This is a genomic window from Pseudomonas sp. NY15463 (genome assembly GCF_048068415.1).
GTDB classification, from domain to species: Bacteria; Pseudomonadota; Gammaproteobacteria; order Pseudomonadales; family Pseudomonadaceae; genus Aquipseudomonas; species Aquipseudomonas mosselii_C.
The window spans coordinates 95,097-110,958 of the sequence record NZ_JBLUQD010000005.1 but is presented as its reverse complement, the minus strand read 5'-3'; the positions used below and the strand labels follow the sequence as shown (position 1 = coordinate 110,958).

The 15,862-nt window shown below is 63.5% G+C and carries 17 protein-coding genes and 1 tRNA gene; 10 read left to right on the top strand and 8 right to left on the bottom strand.

Going from position 1 to position 15,862, the window contains the following annotated elements; translation table 11 throughout:
* Nucleotides 1-38: 38 nt before the first annotated feature.
* Both efp and earP read right to left on the bottom strand, forming a co-directional pair.
* A complete protein-coding gene (gene efp / locus ACNFIC_RS13800) occupies nucleotides 39-608 on the bottom strand; it encodes an elongation factor P (RefSeq protein ID WP_013971530.1) in 570 nt (189 codons plus the stop codon).
* Between the two features lie 48 nt (nucleotides 609-656).
* On the bottom strand, nucleotides 657-1,790 hold the full coding sequence (gene earP, locus ACNFIC_RS13795) for an elongation factor P maturation arginine rhamnosyltransferase EarP (RefSeq protein ID WP_138219452.1): 1,134 nt from the start codon (nucleotides 1,788-1,790) through the stop codon (nucleotides 657-659).
* A 128-nt stretch (nucleotides 1,791-1,918) separates the two neighbouring features.
* On the opposite strand from earP, the gene ACNFIC_RS13790 reads away from it, so the two are divergent.
* Nucleotides 1,919-2,323: a hypothetical protein gene (locus tag ACNFIC_RS13790; protein ID WP_138219453.1), complete on the top strand. Its 405-nt coding sequence runs from the start codon at nucleotides 1,919-1,921 to the stop codon at nucleotides 2,321-2,323.
* Nucleotides 2,324-2,325: 2 nt separating this feature from the next.
* Nucleotides 2,326-2,808 (top strand): GreA/GreB family elongation factor, encoded by a 483-nt coding sequence (locus ACNFIC_RS13785; protein WP_138219454.1) that lies wholly within the window; start codon nucleotides 2,326-2,328, stop codon nucleotides 2,806-2,808.
* Nucleotides 2,809-3,058: 250 nt separating this feature from the next.
* On the opposite strand, the gene ACNFIC_RS13780 is transcribed toward ACNFIC_RS13785, so the two are convergent.
* Complete coding sequence (locus ACNFIC_RS13780) at nucleotides 3,059-3,991, bottom strand: LysR family transcriptional regulator (protein ID WP_138219455.1); 933 nt, start codon at nucleotides 3,989-3,991, stop codon at nucleotides 3,059-3,061.
* Between the two features lie 110 nt (nucleotides 3,992-4,101).
* On the opposite strand from ACNFIC_RS13780, the gene ACNFIC_RS13775 reads away from it, so the two are divergent.
* Entirely contained in the window at nucleotides 4,102-4,851 is a 750-nt protein-coding gene (locus ACNFIC_RS13775; RefSeq protein WP_416781221.1) for a 3-oxoacyl-ACP reductase family protein, read from the top strand.
* 25 nt (nucleotides 4,852-4,876) lie between these two features.
* Here ACNFIC_RS13775 and ACNFIC_RS13770 read toward each other — a convergent pair whose 3' ends face one another.
* Nucleotides 4,877-5,755, bottom strand: coding sequence for a LysR family transcriptional regulator (locus ACNFIC_RS13770; RefSeq protein WP_416781220.1), 879 nt, complete (start codon nucleotides 5,753-5,755; stop codon nucleotides 4,877-4,879).
* A gap of 108 nt (nucleotides 5,756-5,863) precedes the next feature.
* Between ACNFIC_RS13770 and ACNFIC_RS13765 the strand changes: the two genes are divergently transcribed.
* The 3 genes from ACNFIC_RS13765 to ACNFIC_RS13755 all read left to right on the top strand — a co-directional run bounded on the left by ACNFIC_RS13765 (nucleotide 5,864) and on the right by ACNFIC_RS13755 (nucleotide 9,861).
* Complete coding sequence (locus ACNFIC_RS13765) at nucleotides 5,864-7,054, top strand: MFS transporter (protein WP_416781219.1); 1,191 nt, start codon at nucleotides 5,864-5,866, stop codon at nucleotides 7,052-7,054.
* A 105-nt stretch (nucleotides 7,055-7,159) separates the two neighbouring features.
* Nucleotides 7,160-7,537 carry a hypothetical protein gene (locus ACNFIC_RS13760; RefSeq protein ID WP_138219459.1) on the top strand — a complete coding sequence of 126 codons (378 nt, stop codon included), beginning with the start codon at nucleotides 7,160-7,162 and terminating at the stop codon, nucleotides 7,535-7,537.
* A 194-nt stretch (nucleotides 7,538-7,731) separates the two neighbouring features.
* The gene (locus ACNFIC_RS13755; RefSeq protein WP_416781218.1) at nucleotides 7,732-9,861 is read left to right on the top strand and encodes a TonB-dependent siderophore receptor; all 2,130 of its coding nucleotides are present in this window, start codon (nucleotides 7,732-7,734) and stop codon (nucleotides 9,859-9,861) included.
* 112 nt (nucleotides 9,862-9,973) lie between these two features.
* Here ACNFIC_RS13755 and ACNFIC_RS13750 read toward each other — a convergent pair.
* Nucleotides 9,974-10,063: transfer RNA gene (locus ACNFIC_RS13750), tRNA-Ser, on the bottom strand.
* A 289-nt stretch (nucleotides 10,064-10,352) separates the two neighbouring features.
* Here ACNFIC_RS13750 and ACNFIC_RS13745 point away from each other — a divergent pair.
* From ACNFIC_RS13745 to ACNFIC_RS13735, 3 genes are all read left to right on the top strand, one after another.
* Nucleotides 10,353-11,042, top strand: a complete 690-nt coding sequence (locus ACNFIC_RS13745) for a crotonase/enoyl-CoA hydratase family protein (RefSeq protein WP_138219461.1) — start codon at nucleotides 10,353-10,355, stop codon at nucleotides 11,040-11,042.
* A 93-nt stretch (nucleotides 11,043-11,135) separates the two neighbouring features.
* Nucleotides 11,136-11,855 (top strand): lysophospholipid acyltransferase family protein, encoded by a 720-nt coding sequence (locus ACNFIC_RS13740; protein ID WP_138219462.1) that lies wholly within the window; start codon nucleotides 11,136-11,138, stop codon nucleotides 11,853-11,855.
* 109 nt (nucleotides 11,856-11,964) lie between these two features.
* Complete coding sequence (locus tag ACNFIC_RS13735) at nucleotides 11,965-12,936, top strand: magnesium and cobalt transport protein CorA (RefSeq protein WP_138219463.1); 972 nt, start codon at nucleotides 11,965-11,967, stop codon at nucleotides 12,934-12,936.
* A gap of 42 nt (nucleotides 12,937-12,978) precedes the next feature.
* On the opposite strand, the gene ACNFIC_RS13730 is transcribed toward ACNFIC_RS13735, so the two are convergent.
* Nucleotides 12,979-13,713, bottom strand: a complete 735-nt coding sequence (locus tag ACNFIC_RS13730; RefSeq protein WP_416781217.1) for an amidotransferase — start codon at nucleotides 13,711-13,713, stop codon at nucleotides 12,979-12,981.
* Between the two features lie 528 nt (nucleotides 13,714-14,241).
* On the opposite strand from ACNFIC_RS13730, the gene ACNFIC_RS13725 reads away from it, so the two are divergent.
* Nucleotides 14,242-15,045, top strand: coding sequence for a c-type cytochrome (locus tag ACNFIC_RS13725; protein ID WP_138219465.1), 804 nt, complete (start codon nucleotides 14,242-14,244; stop codon nucleotides 15,043-15,045).
* A 3-nt stretch (nucleotides 15,046-15,048) separates the two neighbouring features.
* Here the strand turns inward: ACNFIC_RS13725 and ACNFIC_RS13720 are convergent, their stop codons facing one another.
* Complete coding sequence (locus tag ACNFIC_RS13720; protein WP_138219466.1) at nucleotides 15,049-15,381, bottom strand: ribonuclease E inhibitor RraB; 333 nt, start codon at nucleotides 15,379-15,381, stop codon at nucleotides 15,049-15,051.
* A gap of 179 nt (nucleotides 15,382-15,560) precedes the next feature.
* Nucleotides 15,561-15,797, bottom strand: coding sequence for a hypothetical protein (locus ACNFIC_RS13715; protein ID WP_138219467.1), 237 nt, complete (start codon nucleotides 15,795-15,797; stop codon nucleotides 15,561-15,563).
* Nucleotides 15,798-15,862: the final 65 nt, after the last annotated feature.

Genomic DNA, 15,862 nt, shown 5'->3' with positions numbered 1-15,862 from the left:
CGGCCGAGGCCGGTTTTTTGTGCTCATCGCAAGAAGTCTTACTTCTTGGAACGGCCTTTGAAGCTGTTGTCGCGAGTGTCGATATCGATCCACTCGTCGATCTGGATGAAGTCGGCAACCGAGATCTCGGTACCGTTCTTCAGCTTGGCAGGCTTCATGACCTTACCGGAGGTGTCGCCACGGGCAGCGTTCTCGGTGTAGACAACCTGACGGCTGATGGTGGTCGGCAGCTCTACCGATACCAGGCGGCCTTCGAAGAACACGGCTTCGCAGACGTCTTCCATGCCTTCCTCGATGTACGGCAGAACGGCTTCGATGTCCTCGGCGTTCAGTTCGTACATGGTGTAGTCGGTGGTGTCCATGAAGGTGTATTCGTCACCGTTGATGAACGACAGGGTCGCTTCTTTGCGATCCAGGATCACGTCGTCCAGCTTGTCGTCTGCACCGTATACGGTTTCGGTCTTGTAGCCGGTCAGCAGGTTCTTCAGCTTGGTCTTCATGATCGCGCTGTTACGGCCCGACTTAGTGAACTCAGCTTTCTGTACCAGCCACGGGTCGTTGTCGATACGCAGTACGGTACCGGGTTTCAGTTCTTTACCAGTTTTCATTACGAAGTATCCGAATCTGGATGGATTTATAAAAATCGAGGCCGCGTATCATAGCGAATTTCGATAAAACTGTACCAGCTTCGTGGCAAGGTCCGGCTGAGCGGCCTGAACGGCGCACCATTGGCGCGCGTGCAGGCACAGCTCCGGCCAGTGCGCCTGCAGGGCTCGCCAGGCCTCGCCCATGCCCTTGTGCGTATTCCACGCCTGCCACAACCCAGTCAGCGCCTGCCCGGCAGCGTCCGACAAACCACGCCGATAAAGCGCCAGGAACGCGTCGAGCTTTTCCAAGTGGGCGTTTTCTTGCTGCACATAGATATGCCAGAGCATCGGCGCCGCGGCCCATTGGGCGCGCACGAACGAGTCTTCGCCACGCACGGCATTGAAATCACAACTCCACAGCAGACGGTCATAGTCGTCCTGGCTAACGAACGGCAGCACCTGCACGCTCAGAGCGCCGCGCCGATGCACCGCGCCCACCGGCAAGTCTGCCTGCCCCAGCCACTGGCCAAGGTCGCCCAGGATACGCCCATGGGGCACCAGCAGATGCGTCGGATCAGGCGCCGCTGCCAGCACATCGAGCCATTCGCCCAGTTGCGGGTTTTCGTAGGCGAACAACGAGATCAGCCGTGCTGCGCCCTGCACCTGCACGCCCAGCCCCTGGAGGAACGCCGTGCGCGCCTCAGGACTCTGGCAAAAGGCTTCACGCCGCGCGAGCAACGACGCCTCGCGCAACAGCCCGCCGGTTTTTTCGCTAAAGCCCGGGAAGAAGAAGATCTTGCGCAGGCCGTTGGCTTGAGGCGATGGCAGCCCATGGCAACCCTCGACCCAGGCCTCGGCGCTGAGGTAATCGAGATTCAGCCAAAGCGGCGGCTTGGGTTGCGCGGCCATGGATTGCACCAGGCCTTCCGGCAGTTGGCAGGCGAACGCCCCGATCACTACATCGCCAGGCACCTCGTCCTGCCAGCACGCCGGCCAACGGCGCACATCGACGCCCTGTTGCCACTGCTGGTCGGCATCGTTGTCGGCTTCAGGACACAGGCGCGTGAACGCTTGCAACTCATCCACCCACAGGCGCACCGCCAGCCCGTGTTCGTCTGCCAACTGGCGCGCCAGGCGCCAGGTGACACCGATGTCACCATAGTTGTCGACGACCGTGCAGAAGATGTCCCAGGTGGTTCTCATCGTGATACCTGCCAAAAAACGAGCGCGGATTCTGCGCACAAATGCCGACGGTTTAAAGCACCGCGCTGAAAATTCCTGCCACGCCATGCGACAATGCCGCCACCAAACTGCCTTGCCAGGAGGCCGCCATGGCCCGTCGCCGCGAACTTACGATCACCCTCAAGCCCGTGCAACTGATCCTGTGCGTCGCCTTTGGCCTGTGGCTGGGCGCCGTGGCCATTGCCTTGAGCCTGTGGCTGGCGCTGCGCCTTTGGCCCGAGCAGGTCCAGCCACTGGCCCAGGCCGTGGCACCGTCGGTCGTCCAACCCGCGACGGCCCCCACGGCAGCGCCCAACCAGACACAGGATGCCCAGGCGCAGATGTTCGAACGCTACAAGGACATCCTGCACAAGCAAGAACTGCAACAAGCCGCCGAAGCCGCCCAAGGTAACCCGCGTAACCTGAACGACCCCAAGTGCCAGTTCTGGCTGCAACAGAACCGCACCGCCCCGACGCCCAAGAGCCAGGCCAATGTGCTGGAGCTGTGCTACTGAACATGGACAAGGCCGCCCTGCTGCAACGCATCATCGCCACCCTGGAACACGACATGGACGTGTCGCGTCGCGCTGCGCAGACCGCCTACGAAGCGGCAACCGCCGAAGAGAACATCGCCGAGAACAAGTACGACACCCTCGGCCTGGAAGCGTCCTACCTGGCAACCGGACAAGCCCGACGCACCGCCGAGATTCGCCAGGCACTGCTGACCTATCAGCAATGGCGACTGCGCGACTACGATCCGGCGCGCGGCATCCAGATCGGCTGCCTGGTGACCCTGGAGGACCAGGCCGGGCAGCAGCGACGGCTATTCCTGGGCCCGGAAGGTGCGGGACTGAAGATCGGCGAAGGCGACACGCTGGTGACGGTGATCACCCCACGGGCACCGCTGGGTCAACAGTTGATGGGCAAAAAACCAGATGACGAAGTGAGCCTGGCAATCAATGGGATGGCCCAGGTTCAGTTCATCATCGATGTGGCCTGAACGCAGGATGCCAGTCAGTTAAGCCAATGGGGCCGCTGCGCAACCCATCGCGGCACAAGGCCGCTCCTACAGGTGCGGCGGTGGATTCAGGCTATGCACAATCCTGTGGGAGCGGGCTTGCCCGCGAAGCAGCCGACTCGGTGGGTGGCACCGGCTACGCCGGTGTTCGCGGTGGTCCGGCACTCCGGCCGGAAAGGGGCGCGCAGCGTCTCCAACTACTGCAAAAAAGGCTTGACTGGCTGGTATTAGCCTATGCCCCCTGCAACGCATCGAAGCGCTGCGCCAAGCCCTGCTCGGCAAAGCGCTCCACCACAAAATCGATGAACGCCCGAGTCTTGCCCGGCAGCAGCTTGTGCCCGGCGTAGTACAGGCTGATGTGGCCATCGTCCACGTACCAGTCGGGCAATACCCGCAGTAGCCTTCCGGCCGCCAAGTACGGCACGGCGAACGGCAGGCTCACCAGGGCGACGCCCAGGCTTTGCTCGGCCACCGCGCATGCCGCGTCGGAGTCGCTCATGGTCATTGCCTGGCGCAGTTGCAAGGGGCACTGCGCCTGCCAGCGGCTGGTCAACGGCCAAGCCCGTACCCGCCCCGTCTGCGGCGAGCGAATCAGGATACCGTCATGCCGTTGCAAGGCCTGTGGGTCGTCGATTGGACCATGCTCCTCGAGGTATCCGGGCGAGGCTACCAGGACGCGATGCGCCGGCGTCAGCTTGCGCGCCACCACACCCGGCGGCAGGTCGAAACCACCACCAATGGCGGCATCGAAGCCTTGCCCGATCAGGTCCACCTGGCGATTGTCGAAATGCCAGTCCGGGGTAATCGCTGGGTAACGGCGCAAGAAGTCGCCCAACAGAGGCAACACGTACAGCCGCCCGAACACCGTGCCCATGCTCACCCGCAACTGCCCGGCCGGCTGGCCCTCGGCACTGGCCAGATTGGCAACGGCGTACTGGATGGTGCGAAAACTGTCGCTGACCTCTCCCAGAAAGCGCTGCCCAGCTTCGGTCAAGGTCAATTTGCGTGTACTACGCTGGAACAGCCGCACGCCCAGGCGCACCTCCAACTGGGCAACGTTCTTGCCGACCGCCGCCGGGGTCAGCGACAAACGCCGGGCCGCTTCGGCGAAGCTGCCGACTTCGGCACTGCGGATGAAACATTCGAGGCTGCTGAACGATTCCATACCAAAAGTTTACTCTGATGATCCTGATTGCCATCTTATCAACAGGTAATCGACGATCGATACTGCGCCCATCCAAGGCATCCGGCCTTGCTCATCAGCAGGAGATCAGCATGTCCCAGCAACTTCCCCTCAGCGGTAAAGTGGCCCTCGTCCAGGGTGGTTCGCGTGGCATCGGCGCAGCCATCGTACGCCGCCTGGCCCGCGACGGCGCCAAGGTCGCCTTCACCTACGTCAGCTCCGCCGAAACCGCCAACACCCTGGCAGCACAGATCGTCGACGGCGGTGGCCAGGCCTTGGCCCTGCGCGCCGACAGCGCCGACGCCAGCGCCGTGCAGCAGGCCGTCGAGGACACCGTCAGCGCTTTCGGTGGCCTCGACATCCTGGTCAACAACGCCGGCGTGCTGGCGGTGGCGCCTGTCGCCGAGTTCGACCTGGTCGATTTCGACCGGATCCTGGCGATCAACGTGCGCAGCGTGTTCGTCGCCACCCAGGCCGCCGTCCGGCACATGGGCCAGGGCGGGCGCATCATCAACATCGGCAGCACCAACGCCGAGCGCATGCCCTTCGCCGGAGGCGCGCCCTATGCCATGAGCAAATCGGCACTGGTCGGCCTGACCAAGGGCCTGGCCCGCGACCTGGGTCCTCAAGGCATTACCGTCAACAATGTGCAGCCGGGCCCGGTGGATACCGACATGAACCCGGCCAAGGGCGAGTTTGCCGACAGTCTGATCCCGCTAATGGCCATCGGGCGCTACGGCCAGGTCGAGGAAATCGCCAGCTTCGTCGCCTACCTGGCAGGGCCTGAAGCGGGTTATATCACCGGCGCCAGCCTGCTCGCCGATGGGGGCTTCGCAGCCTGACCCACAGCGCCTGGCGGGCTGCGTATCAGCCTGCCATCAGGCGTTGCTCCAGCACCTCCAGGAACGCTCGCGCAGCAGGCGTGGGGCTTTGTGACCATACCGCATAAAGATGCCGTACCGGCGCATCCACCAGCGGTACGCTGATCACCCCCTGGAAGCCCCGAGCGATGCGCGCGGGCACCAGCCCCACTGCCATGCCGCGTTGCACGAACTTCTCCACCAGGCGGATATGGCCGATTTCGAACTGCACCCGACGCACCACACCCGCCGCCTGGAACGCCTCGTCGGTCTGGCGACGCGCGCCAGTGCCCTCGGGAAAATCCACCAGCACTTCATCGGCCAGCGCCGCCAACGCCAGTTGCCCCCTGCCCTGCAGCGGGTGTTCGGGGGCCAGCACCGCCACCAGTTCCTCGCGAGCCAACAGACGGTGCTGCACGCCCTGCAACACCTCGCCCTGCCACAGGCCAATGAAACCCACGTCCAAGCGCCGCTCGATGACATCGGCGACCAGCCGTTCGCTCTTGGCGGTCAGCCAACGTACGTCCACCTGCGGATGCCGGTCGTGGAACACTTCCAGCAACTCGACCAGATCGAGCGCTGTCAGCGAACTGATCTCGCCAATCGACAGGCGCCCGCGCACCTGCCCGCAGGCTGCCGCGACATCATCGGCGATACGCCGCGCCGCCTCTACCGCTGGGCGCGCACTGAGCACAAAGGCTTCACCGGCAGGGGTCAAGCGTACCCGCCGCGAACTGCGCTCGAACAGGCTCACCCCAAGCGTCGCCTCCAGCCGCGCGACCTGGTGGCTGAGTGCCGACTGCACCACATGGCAGCGCTCGGCGGCGCGGGTGAAACTGCCGGTGTCAGCTACGGCGAGGGCATACTCGAGCTGCTTGAGGTTCATGCTGCTATCTGCTTTCAAGATGGATACCGTGAAAACTATACATTGGCGTCATGCCTGACACTTCCTGATACTTGTGCCTATTCCCTTTTTTCCTGCCACGAGACACCCATGAACACCCCCACTCTCGGTCGCGCCCTGATCTTGCTAATGGCCACCGCCACTGGCCTGGCCGTGGCCAGCAACTACTACGCCCAACCCCTGCTGCACAGCATCGCCGAGCACTTCGGCCTGAGCACCGCCAGCGCCGGCAGCATCGTCATCGCCGCGCAGCTCAGCTATGGCGCCGGCCTGCTGTTGCTTGCGCCACTGGGCGATTTGTTCGAGCAACGCCGACTGATCGTGAGCATGACGCTGATCGCTAGCGTCGGGCTGCTGATCAGCGCCTGCGCGCAAAGCCTGCCCTGGCTGATCGTCGGTACCGCGTTGACCGGGCTGTTCTCGGTGGTGGCGCAGATCCTGGTGCCGATGGCCGCCGCCCTCAGCGCCCCGGAGCAACGCGGACGCGCGGTGGGTACACTGATGAGCGGCCTGCTGCTGGGCATCCTGCTGGCCCGCACCGCGGCCGGATTCATGGCCGTGCTGGGCGGCTGGCGCAGCATCTACATCCTGGCCGCGGTGCTGATGGCGATCACGGCACTGGCGCTGTACCGCAGCCTGCCGCAGCACCACAGCCATGCCGGGCTCAAGTATCCCGCCTTGATCGGCTCGGTGTTCCGCCTGTTCGCCGAGGAACCCGTGCTGCGCTTGCGCGCGTTGCTAGGGCTGCTGTCGTTCAGCCTGTTCGCCTTGTTCTGGACACCGCTGGCGTTTTTGCTGAGCAGTGCGCCTTACCACTATTCGGATGCCGTAATTGGCCTATTCGGCCTGGCGGGCGCGGCCGGGGCGCTGGCCGCCAACTGGGCCGGGCGTCTGGCCGACCGGGGCAAGGGCGCGCTGGGCACGACCATCGGGCTAACCGCGCTGCTGCTGTCATGGGTGCCACTGGGCTTCGCCCAGCAGTCACTGGCGGCGCTGCTGCTCGGGGTGCTGGTGCTGGACCTAGCGGTGCAACTGGTGCATGTGAGCAACCAGAACGCAGTCATCGCCCTGCGCCCCGAGGCGCGCACGCGGCTCAACGCCGGATACATCACCTGCTACTTCATTGGCGGCGCATTCGGGTCGCTGCTGGGCACCCAGCTGTTCCAGCGGTATGGCTGGGACGGCATCGTGGTCGCAGGGCTGATCATCGGCGCGCTGGCCCTGCTGGCGTGGGAAATCGCCCGACGCAGGCAGGTGAAACTGCCGATGCAGGCGACCTGACGCGACAAACAGCCACATGACCCTCCGTCGCCTGGGCGTTGACTTGCCAACGCCCCGGGCGCTCAGTAAGCGCTGGTCAAAGCCCTTTCCCGACAGGACGACACAATGACAAGACTCACGGTGCAATCCGGCGATTTCTTGCAAGGTGAAGGCGAGTATCGCAATGGAGCGCTCACACTCAAGACCCCGCGCAGCCCCTCGCCTGGCGAGCGCATTTCCCTGGCCCGCATCAAGGACCTCAAGCTCGCCAACCTCGAATCCACCCGCAGCCTGGGCAGTGCCCTCGGCTGGGGCATGGCCGGGGCGCTGGTGGCAGGCCCGGTGGGGCTACTGGCCGGGCTGCTGCTCGGCGGCAAGGAAGACGAGGTGACGTTCCTCGCCACGTTCAAGGACGGACGCAAGCTGCTGGCCATCACCGATGGCAAGACCTGGTCGAAGATCGACGACAACTGGCGCCAACATCAGCGCCCAGCCGCCGCCTGAATTCACCCGCGGCTTATTCGCTCCATTCCTGAAGTGCCCGCTTTATTGCAGGCACGCGTACCTGTGCGCCTGCTAACATGACGCCCCTTTTGACCGCCTGACCGGCGCAACGCCGGTGGCGCTCGCCTGCCTGCCGCATAACCGGCGACCACCGACCGATAACGGTGGCGCGTGCCTTTTCAAGGAGTCCCCGCATGACCCCGCTTCGCCCCCGCCTGCCGCTTGGCCTGCTCGGCCTGGGCCTTGCCCTGCACAGCACTCAAGGCCTGGCCGACGATAGCGTGACCCTGGCCCCGGTGCAGATTACCGAAGCCTACGCAAGCGAGGGCTACCCAGTGCACGAAGCACAGGTTGGCGGCCTGCACAGCGGCCCGCTACTGGATACCCCGGCTGCGGTCAGTGTGTTCAGCCGCCAGTTGCTGGACGACCGGCAGGTGCGCAACCTGAGCGAGGTGCTGCAAAGCGACGCCTCGGTAGGCGAAAGCTACGCCCCCATCGGCTACTACGAGAACTTCAACGTGCGCGGCTTCGAACTCAATGCCGCGAGCAGCTACCGGATCAACGGCCAGACCATCGCTGGCGAGCAGAACGTGGCTCTGGAGAACAAGCAGCAGGTGGAGTTGCTCAAGGGCCTGTCGGGGCTGCAAAGCGGTGTTTCCGAGCCCGGCGGGCTGGTCAACTACGTGACCAAGCGCGCGCAGGATGTGCGTAGCGTCAGCGTCTCGACCAACCAACAGGGCGAGCGCTACCTGGCCACCGACCTGGGCGGCTGGTTCGGCGCCGAGCGCCAGTTCGGCGTGCGGGTGAACCTGGCCCACGAGGACATCCGCTCCTACGCCGACCACGCCGATGGCCGACGCGAGTTCGCCTCGCTGGCCTTCGACTGGCAGATCAACCCCGATGCCGTACTGGAACTGGACGCCGAGTACCAGCACCGCGAGCAGTTCTCGGTGCCGGGCTATCAGTTGCTGGGCGGCACCGCCCTGCCCCACGCGGTCGACCCGAAGGACCACCTGGCCTGGCAGCCGTGGGCCAAGCCTGTACAGAACGACTCACTGAACCTGGGCGGGCGCTTCAAGTACCGGCTCAATGACAGTTGGAACAGCACCCTGAGCGCTTCGCGCAGCCAAGTGGTGATCGACGACTACAGCTCGTTCGCCTGGGGCTCGAGCCAAGGCGCGGTGTTCGGCAGTACAGGTGACTACGACATCTATGATTTCCGCAGCCCCGACGACACGCGCCGCACCGATGAAGCCCAGGCCATGCTGGACGGGCGTTTCGACGCCCTTGGCGTGGCCCACGAACTGAGCATTGGGCTCAGCGCACAACGCCGCACCCTGGACCAACGGCCGTACTACAGCGAATGGCGGGGCACCGGCAACATCGACACGGGCGCCCCCGCGCTGCCACCTTCCGACAAACCGGTCGGCGACAGCGAACGGCGCCTGGACAGCCGCCAGTACGGCCTGATCTTCAGCGACCGCATCACCTTCAGAGAACACTGGCAAACCCTGATTGGCGCCCGCGAAGTGCGCCTGGACGAGAAAGCCTGGGATCAAGACGGTGGCCTGAACCGCCACACCCGCCAGTACCAGTTGTTGCCCAACGCCGCGCTGATCTACAAACCGCAGCCCGACACCACGCTCTACGCCAGCTATTCCAAAGGGCTGTCCGCTGGCGGCACGGCGCCGTGGTACGCGTTGAACGCCGGCGATATCCTCGCCCCGACCCTGTCCCACCAACTGGAACTGGGCTTCAAACAGGACTGGCAGGGCATGAGCTTCAGCGCCGCGCTGTTCCAGATCCGCCAGGCCTACCAGTATTCACGCGCCGAAGGGTCTGACTTCACGTATGTGCAACAAGGCCAGCAGAAGAACATTGGCCTGGAACTGGGCGCCAGCGGCCAGGCGACCTCGAACCTGCAGATCCACGCCAGCGTCGCGGCGATCCGGGCCCGGATCAAGAACAGTGGCACCGACGCCTACGAGGATCATCAGGCGATCAACGTGCCGCGCCTGCGCGCCGCGTTGCAGGCCGAGTACAGCTTGCCCGTGCCAGGCCTGGCCCTGCTCGGCGGCGCCCGCTACAGCGCGAGCAAGTACGCCAGCCAAGCCGGCAATGTCGAGGTCGGCGGCTATACCGTGTTCGACCTCGGCGGCCGCTACCGCACGCGCATCAGCGGCTACGACACAACCCTGCGCCTGACCGTGGACAACGTTTTCGACAAGCGCTACTGGCGCGACGTGGGGGATTACCTGGGGGACAACTACCTATTCCAGGGCGCGCCGCGGACGGCGAGGTTGTCGGCTTCGGTCAATTTCTAATCGCCAGCGCGGAGCACGTCGACACCCCGACGTGCTCCGCGAACGCCGCCTGCATGACAGCTGAAAACAAAAAGCCCCCGAACCTTTCGATTCGGGGGCTTTTCGTAGAATGTGGCGGTGAAGAAGGGATTTGAACCCTTGATACGATTTCTCGTATACACACTTTCCAGGCGTGCTCCTTCGACCACTCGGACACTTCACCGTTTCTCTTCAAGCTATTCAGCCTGTCGAGGCGCGCTAATTTAGTCGAAGAGGTTTGCCTTGGCAAGTATTTTTTTCAGAATTTTCATGCGCTTAAGCCAATCCAGGAAAAGCCCGTAGGAATCAGGGCAATGCTGCCATTGTCGCCTGCGCTTTTACCGCGCGCCAAGCGCGCGCCCCGCTGCAGCGCGGGCTCAAGGGCGATGGCTGACCGACCAGTCAGTCTTGCTGCTTTACCTGACCGGTGGTGCTGGGTAACGTCGTGGCCACGCCACCTAAAGGACTCTGCCATGAGCGAGCTGATTACCTACCACGCCGAAGACGGCATCGCCACACTGACCCTGAACAACGGCAAGGTCAACGCCATCTCACCGGATGTCATCCAGGCGTTCAATGCTGCACTCGACCGCGCGCTGCAAGACCGCGCGGTGGTAATCATCACCGGCCAACCCGGCATCCTCTCCGGTGGCTACGACCTCAAGGTGATGACCGCCGGTCCCACGGAAGCGGTCAGTCTGGTCACCGCTGGCTCCACCCTCGCCCGCCGCCTGCTCTCGCATCCCTTCCCGGTGATCGTCGCCTGTCCGGGCAATGCCGTAGCCAAAGGGGCATTTTTGCTGCTGTCTGGCGACTACCGTATTGGCGTCGAAGGCCCTTTCAAGATCTGTCTGAACGAGGTGCAGATCGGCATGACCATGCACCACGCAGGTATCGAACTGGCCCGCGACCGCCTCGGGCGGGCGGCGTTCCAGCGCTCGGTGAACAACGCCGAGGTGTTCGACCCACAGGGCGCCTTGGCTGCCGGCTTCCTCGACAAGGTGGTGCCCGTCGAGCAATTGCAGGCCGCCGCGCTGGCCGCTGCCGCTGAACTGAAAAAACTGAACATGCTGGCGCACAAGAACACCAAGCTCAAAGTGCGCAAGGCCCTGCTCGAAGCACTGGACGAGGCGATCCTCGCCGACCAGAACTACCTGGGCTGAACCCAGCACCGCGCCACCCGGCTCACACGCAGGTTTGCCGCGCACAGTGCACAGTCGTACACTGCGCCGCGACTGTCTGGTGTGAGTCGTATCATGCTTTATATGTTCCGCATGCTCCTGCTGGCGCTGCACTTTCTTCTGGTGGGCGTGGTGGGCCTGTTGATCGGCCTGCTACGGCCTTTCAACCCCGACAACAGCCGCCTGTTCGCCCACCTCTACAGCGTGCCCGCCGCCTGGATCATGCGCATCAGGGTGAAAGCCGAAGTCGGCCCGCTGTGGGACCAGCCGCCCGGCTGTGTGATCATCGCCAACCATCAATCGAACTTCGATCTGTTCATCCTCGGCCAGGTCGTTCCACCGCGCACGGTGGCCATCGGCAAGAAGAGCCTGGGCTGGATTCCGTTGTTCGGCCAGTTGTTCTGGCTGGGTGGCAACGTACTGGTGGACCGCGGCAATGCCTATCAGGCGCGCCGTGCCATGCAGGCCACGACCCGCACGCTGCGCAGCGGCACCTCGATCTGGATTTTCCCCGAAGGCACGCGCAACCCCGGTGAGCAACTGCTGGGTTTCAAGAAAGGCGCATTCCACATGGCCGTCGAGGCTGGCGTGCCGATCGTACCGGTATGCGTGAGCCGCTATTCGCAACGCCTGGGCCTGAACCGCTGGCGCAAGCGCACGGTGATCGTCCGCTCCCTGGCCCCAATCGCCACCACTGGGCTGACCCAGCAGGACCTGCCGGCACTGATCGAGCAGTGCCGTACGCAAATGCAGCACTGCATCGACCACATGGAAGCTGAGCTGGACGAGGCGTGAGCGCAGCCCTCGGGCTCGACGACCGGATAAATCTTCATCCTGCCTGGTTGCTCCCTGTCGCCACTGGGCCCAAGCTGTCTGACGTGTTCAACCGGATAAGCGGACAGTCATGGGTCGAGTCGTCGCAGCGGCGGTGTACAGCGCCGGTCGCAAGGTCACCAATATCAGCATCGACGAGGGCGCAGAATGGGCACGCAAGCCCGGACACTTCGTATGGATCGGCCTGGAAGCGCCCAACGCCGAGGAACTGGCCAACTTGCAGCGCCAGTTCGGCCTGCATGAACTGGCCATCGAAGACGCCCTCGAAAAACACAGCCGCCCCAAGCTCGAAACCTTCGGCGACGCGTTGTTCATCGTCACCTATTCACCGGTTCGCCATGAGGGCCGGCTGGAGTTCATCGAAACCCATATTTTCGCGGGCAACGGCTACATCATCACGTGTCGCAACGGGCACTCCAAATCCTACGCCCTGGTGCGCCAGCGTTGCGAAGCGCGCCCGCTGCTGCTGGAGCACGGCGAAGACTTCGTGTTGTACGCCCTGCTCGACTTCGTGACAGAGAACTACCAACCGGTCAGCGAAGCGATCCATGGGGAAATCGAGACGCTGGAGCAAAGCGTGCTCAGCAACTCATTGCGTGAAGAGGATATCCAGCGTCTGCACAGCCTGCGTCGCGACACCCTGCGTCTGCGCCGCTACGTGGCGCCGATGGTGGAAATCAGCGAGGAATTGCAGCGCCTGAGCTTTCCGTTCATCGACAAGAACATGCGCCCCTATTTTCGCGATGTGCAGATCCACGTGACGCGGCAGATGGAAGACCTCGCCGGGATCCGTGATATCGCCAGCCAGACCATCGAAATCGGCATGCTGCTGGAGTCGTCGCGCCAGAGCATCACCCAACGCAAGTTCGCCGCCTGGGCAGCGATACTGGCGTTTCCCACGGCGATTGCCGGGATCTACGGGATGAATTTCCAGAACATGCCGGAGCTGGGCTGGCACTACGGGTATTTTGCAGTGCTGGGCGTGATCGGGTTGGGGTGCACGGGGCTCTACGCGAGCTTCAAGCGTTCGGGTTGGCTATAAACGCTCGAATCAAGCGCTGCGCCTGAACGGCCTTAGGCTTGATCAAACAACGTTGCCGCGGGCCCTGGCCGGCTGCTGAATGAACCTGAGCATCCACTCGCCGACCAAATCGCCTTGGTGCTCGCTGGCCAGGCTCGCCACGGCCTTCTGGTAAACGTCCTCGCCCAGAGACGCCTGGCGGGCATCGAGCAGCGCGCGCGAGTAGTCGTGGACGAACTCCGGGTGCCCCTGGAAACACAACACCTGATCACGGATATGGTAGGCGGCGTTCGGGCAGAAGTCGCTCGAAGCAATCACCGTCGCCCCCTCGGGCAATGCCGTCACCTGATCCTGGTGGCTGATCAGCAGGGTCAGTTCGCTGACCTGCGGGTCCATCCACGGCGCATGCGCAGCCAGGCTGTAGCGATGGATGCCCACGCCCCAGCCCTTGTCGGCCCGCTCGGCCTTGCCACCCAGGGTGAGCGCCAGCAACTGGTGGCCAAAACACACGCCCAGCAGTTTCTCGCCGCGCTCATAGAGCTTGAGCAGATAGGCCTTGAGGGTTTGGATCCAGGCATCGGTGCCGAAGGAGTCGGCCTTGCTGCCGGTCACCAAGTAGGCATCGAAACGCTCGGTGTCTGCGGGGTAGTCGCCGTTCATCACGTTGTACACGCAAAACTCGGCGGCGACCGGCTGACGCGAAAACAGCTGCTCGAACATCCTGCCGTAGCCCTGGTACTGCGCAACCAGTTCCGGTCGCAGGACATCGGTTTCAAGGATGCAGATGCGTAACGACATAGGGATAGTCCTGAACGACGTGGTGGGGATTTTTCGCTAAAGACTGACGCGAAAGCCCCGTACAAGCAAGTAGGATGTCCAGACGAACGGTAGGCCCTGTAACCCTTGGTAACTCCCTTCGCGCACTCGTCTAGCGAGAGCATGACAGCCAGGTGGCCAATGGCCTTGAAACCGCAGGAAATCAGATCGGTCACGGTTAGAACAAAGCGTTCTGAAACAAGGACGTCGCGCGCCCTACCTTTGGTTGTATACCCATCAATATGCGGTATGGAGGTACGGCACTGCATCACGCCGCTGTGATCGACCCGACGCCACGCAAGGAAGCCTAGGGTTTTTCAGGAATAACAACAATGAAGGCGGTCCGCCATGTTCAGACAATCAAAAGTACGCCAAGCCGGGCTCATACTCTTCGCCACGACGCTGCTGCTGATTTTGCCGAATCTTTCTCGGCTCTTTGGCTGACAGTGCCTGTGGTCTTTTCCCACGATGCGCAGGTAATCTTCTGACCTTGATGGTTGGAGATTACCTATGCGTCTGCTGTTCGCCCTGCTCTGCCTGCTGCCTGCGCTGCCGTCGGCGGCCGCATCACTGAACCTGCAAATCGGTGATCAGCCGCGCACCTGGCACACCGAACAGCTGCTAACGCACCCGCAGGCACGTGACATCACCATTGAACAGGACGTGGCCTACAAGCGCACCCTGCACTACCGCGCCGTACCCCTGGCCGCGCTGCTCGAAGGGGTAAGCGCGGACGATCACCTGCAGGCCGTGGCATTGGACGGGTTCGCCGCCGAGATGCCAGCCGGGCCACTGTTGCAGGCAGGACCGGCACGCGCATGGCTGGCCATCGAGGACCCGGCGCAGCCCTGGCCGCCACTGGCCGCAGGTAAGCCCAGCGCCGGGCCGTTCTACCTGGTGTGGACCGCGCCACAGGCCAGCCACATCCGCCCGGAACAGTGGCCCTACCAGATTGCCTCGATTCGCCGCCTGCCCCCGGTAGCGGCACGCTTTCCCGCCCTGTTACCGGACCCGACCCTGGCCAAGGACAACGCCATCCGCCAGGGCTTTGCCCTGTTCCAGCAGAACTGCCTGGCGTGCCATCGCCTCAACGGCAGCGGTGATGCGCAGTTCGGCCCCGACTTGAACCTGCCACACAACCCTACCGAATACTTCCAGCCAGCCTACCTGCGCCAGTACATCCGCGATCCACAGAGCCTGCGGCACTGGCCGCAGGCGAGGATGCCGGGATTCCCGGTGCAGGTCCTGAGCGATCCGGAGCTTGATGCGTTGTTGGCCTACCTGAAGCACATGGCAGGGCGCAAGGCGCAATGATCGCTAGGCGATCTGCCGCTCCTGCCTGACGCCCCAGCCTTCCACCTCGCCGCCACAGGGCGAGACGACCCGCTCGAACGACGCTTCGAACGCGCCGATGCCCCGGTAGGTGGCGTACATCACCTTGCTCAGCTCCAAGTGCCAGGCGCCATCGTCGCGCTCGCTCACCTGGGCATTGATGGACTCGCCGCGAAATTGCCCAGCCGCACGACGGGCGCCAGCCTCGTCAGGGAACACCGCATAGAACTCGATGGGGTGGATTTGCGTGAAGTCGAAACCGCCAGCTTTCATCTGGCGAAGGACACTGCTGCTGATGTCATCGTTCTGGCTGCTCATGAAACGTCCTCCTGAAATGCAATGGATAGACTTTCCGTGCACACGACACACCCGTCCGGCACGCACAGGCGCAGGGCGGTTCGAGCTGATGCAAGACGCGAATGAAAGCGGCGCAGGTCCGCAGAGTAGACCGGCGCCAGATACCAGCTTAGTGCCTGCGCAGGCACCTTGCCAGAAGCTCAGCACACCTCGCGGATCGCGCTGATCACCACGCCGTTCTGTTCCTTGAGCCAGCGCGCGGTGGGGGAATGGCTACGCCCCTGGAAGTCGTTGAGGTCCAGCTCATCCATGACCGGGAACAGATGCGAACGAATGGCCCGCGCCGCGTCCTCCTCACTGGGGCACTGCTCGGCGGTGAGCAGCAGCGACGACGGTTCGCCCTTCTGGTCGGCAAAGATGACTTCCCACTCTTTCATCGATCAACCCTCGCTCGCAACGCAATGGTGAGTGACATCCGTAATAGCTGACCGCCACGCACCCG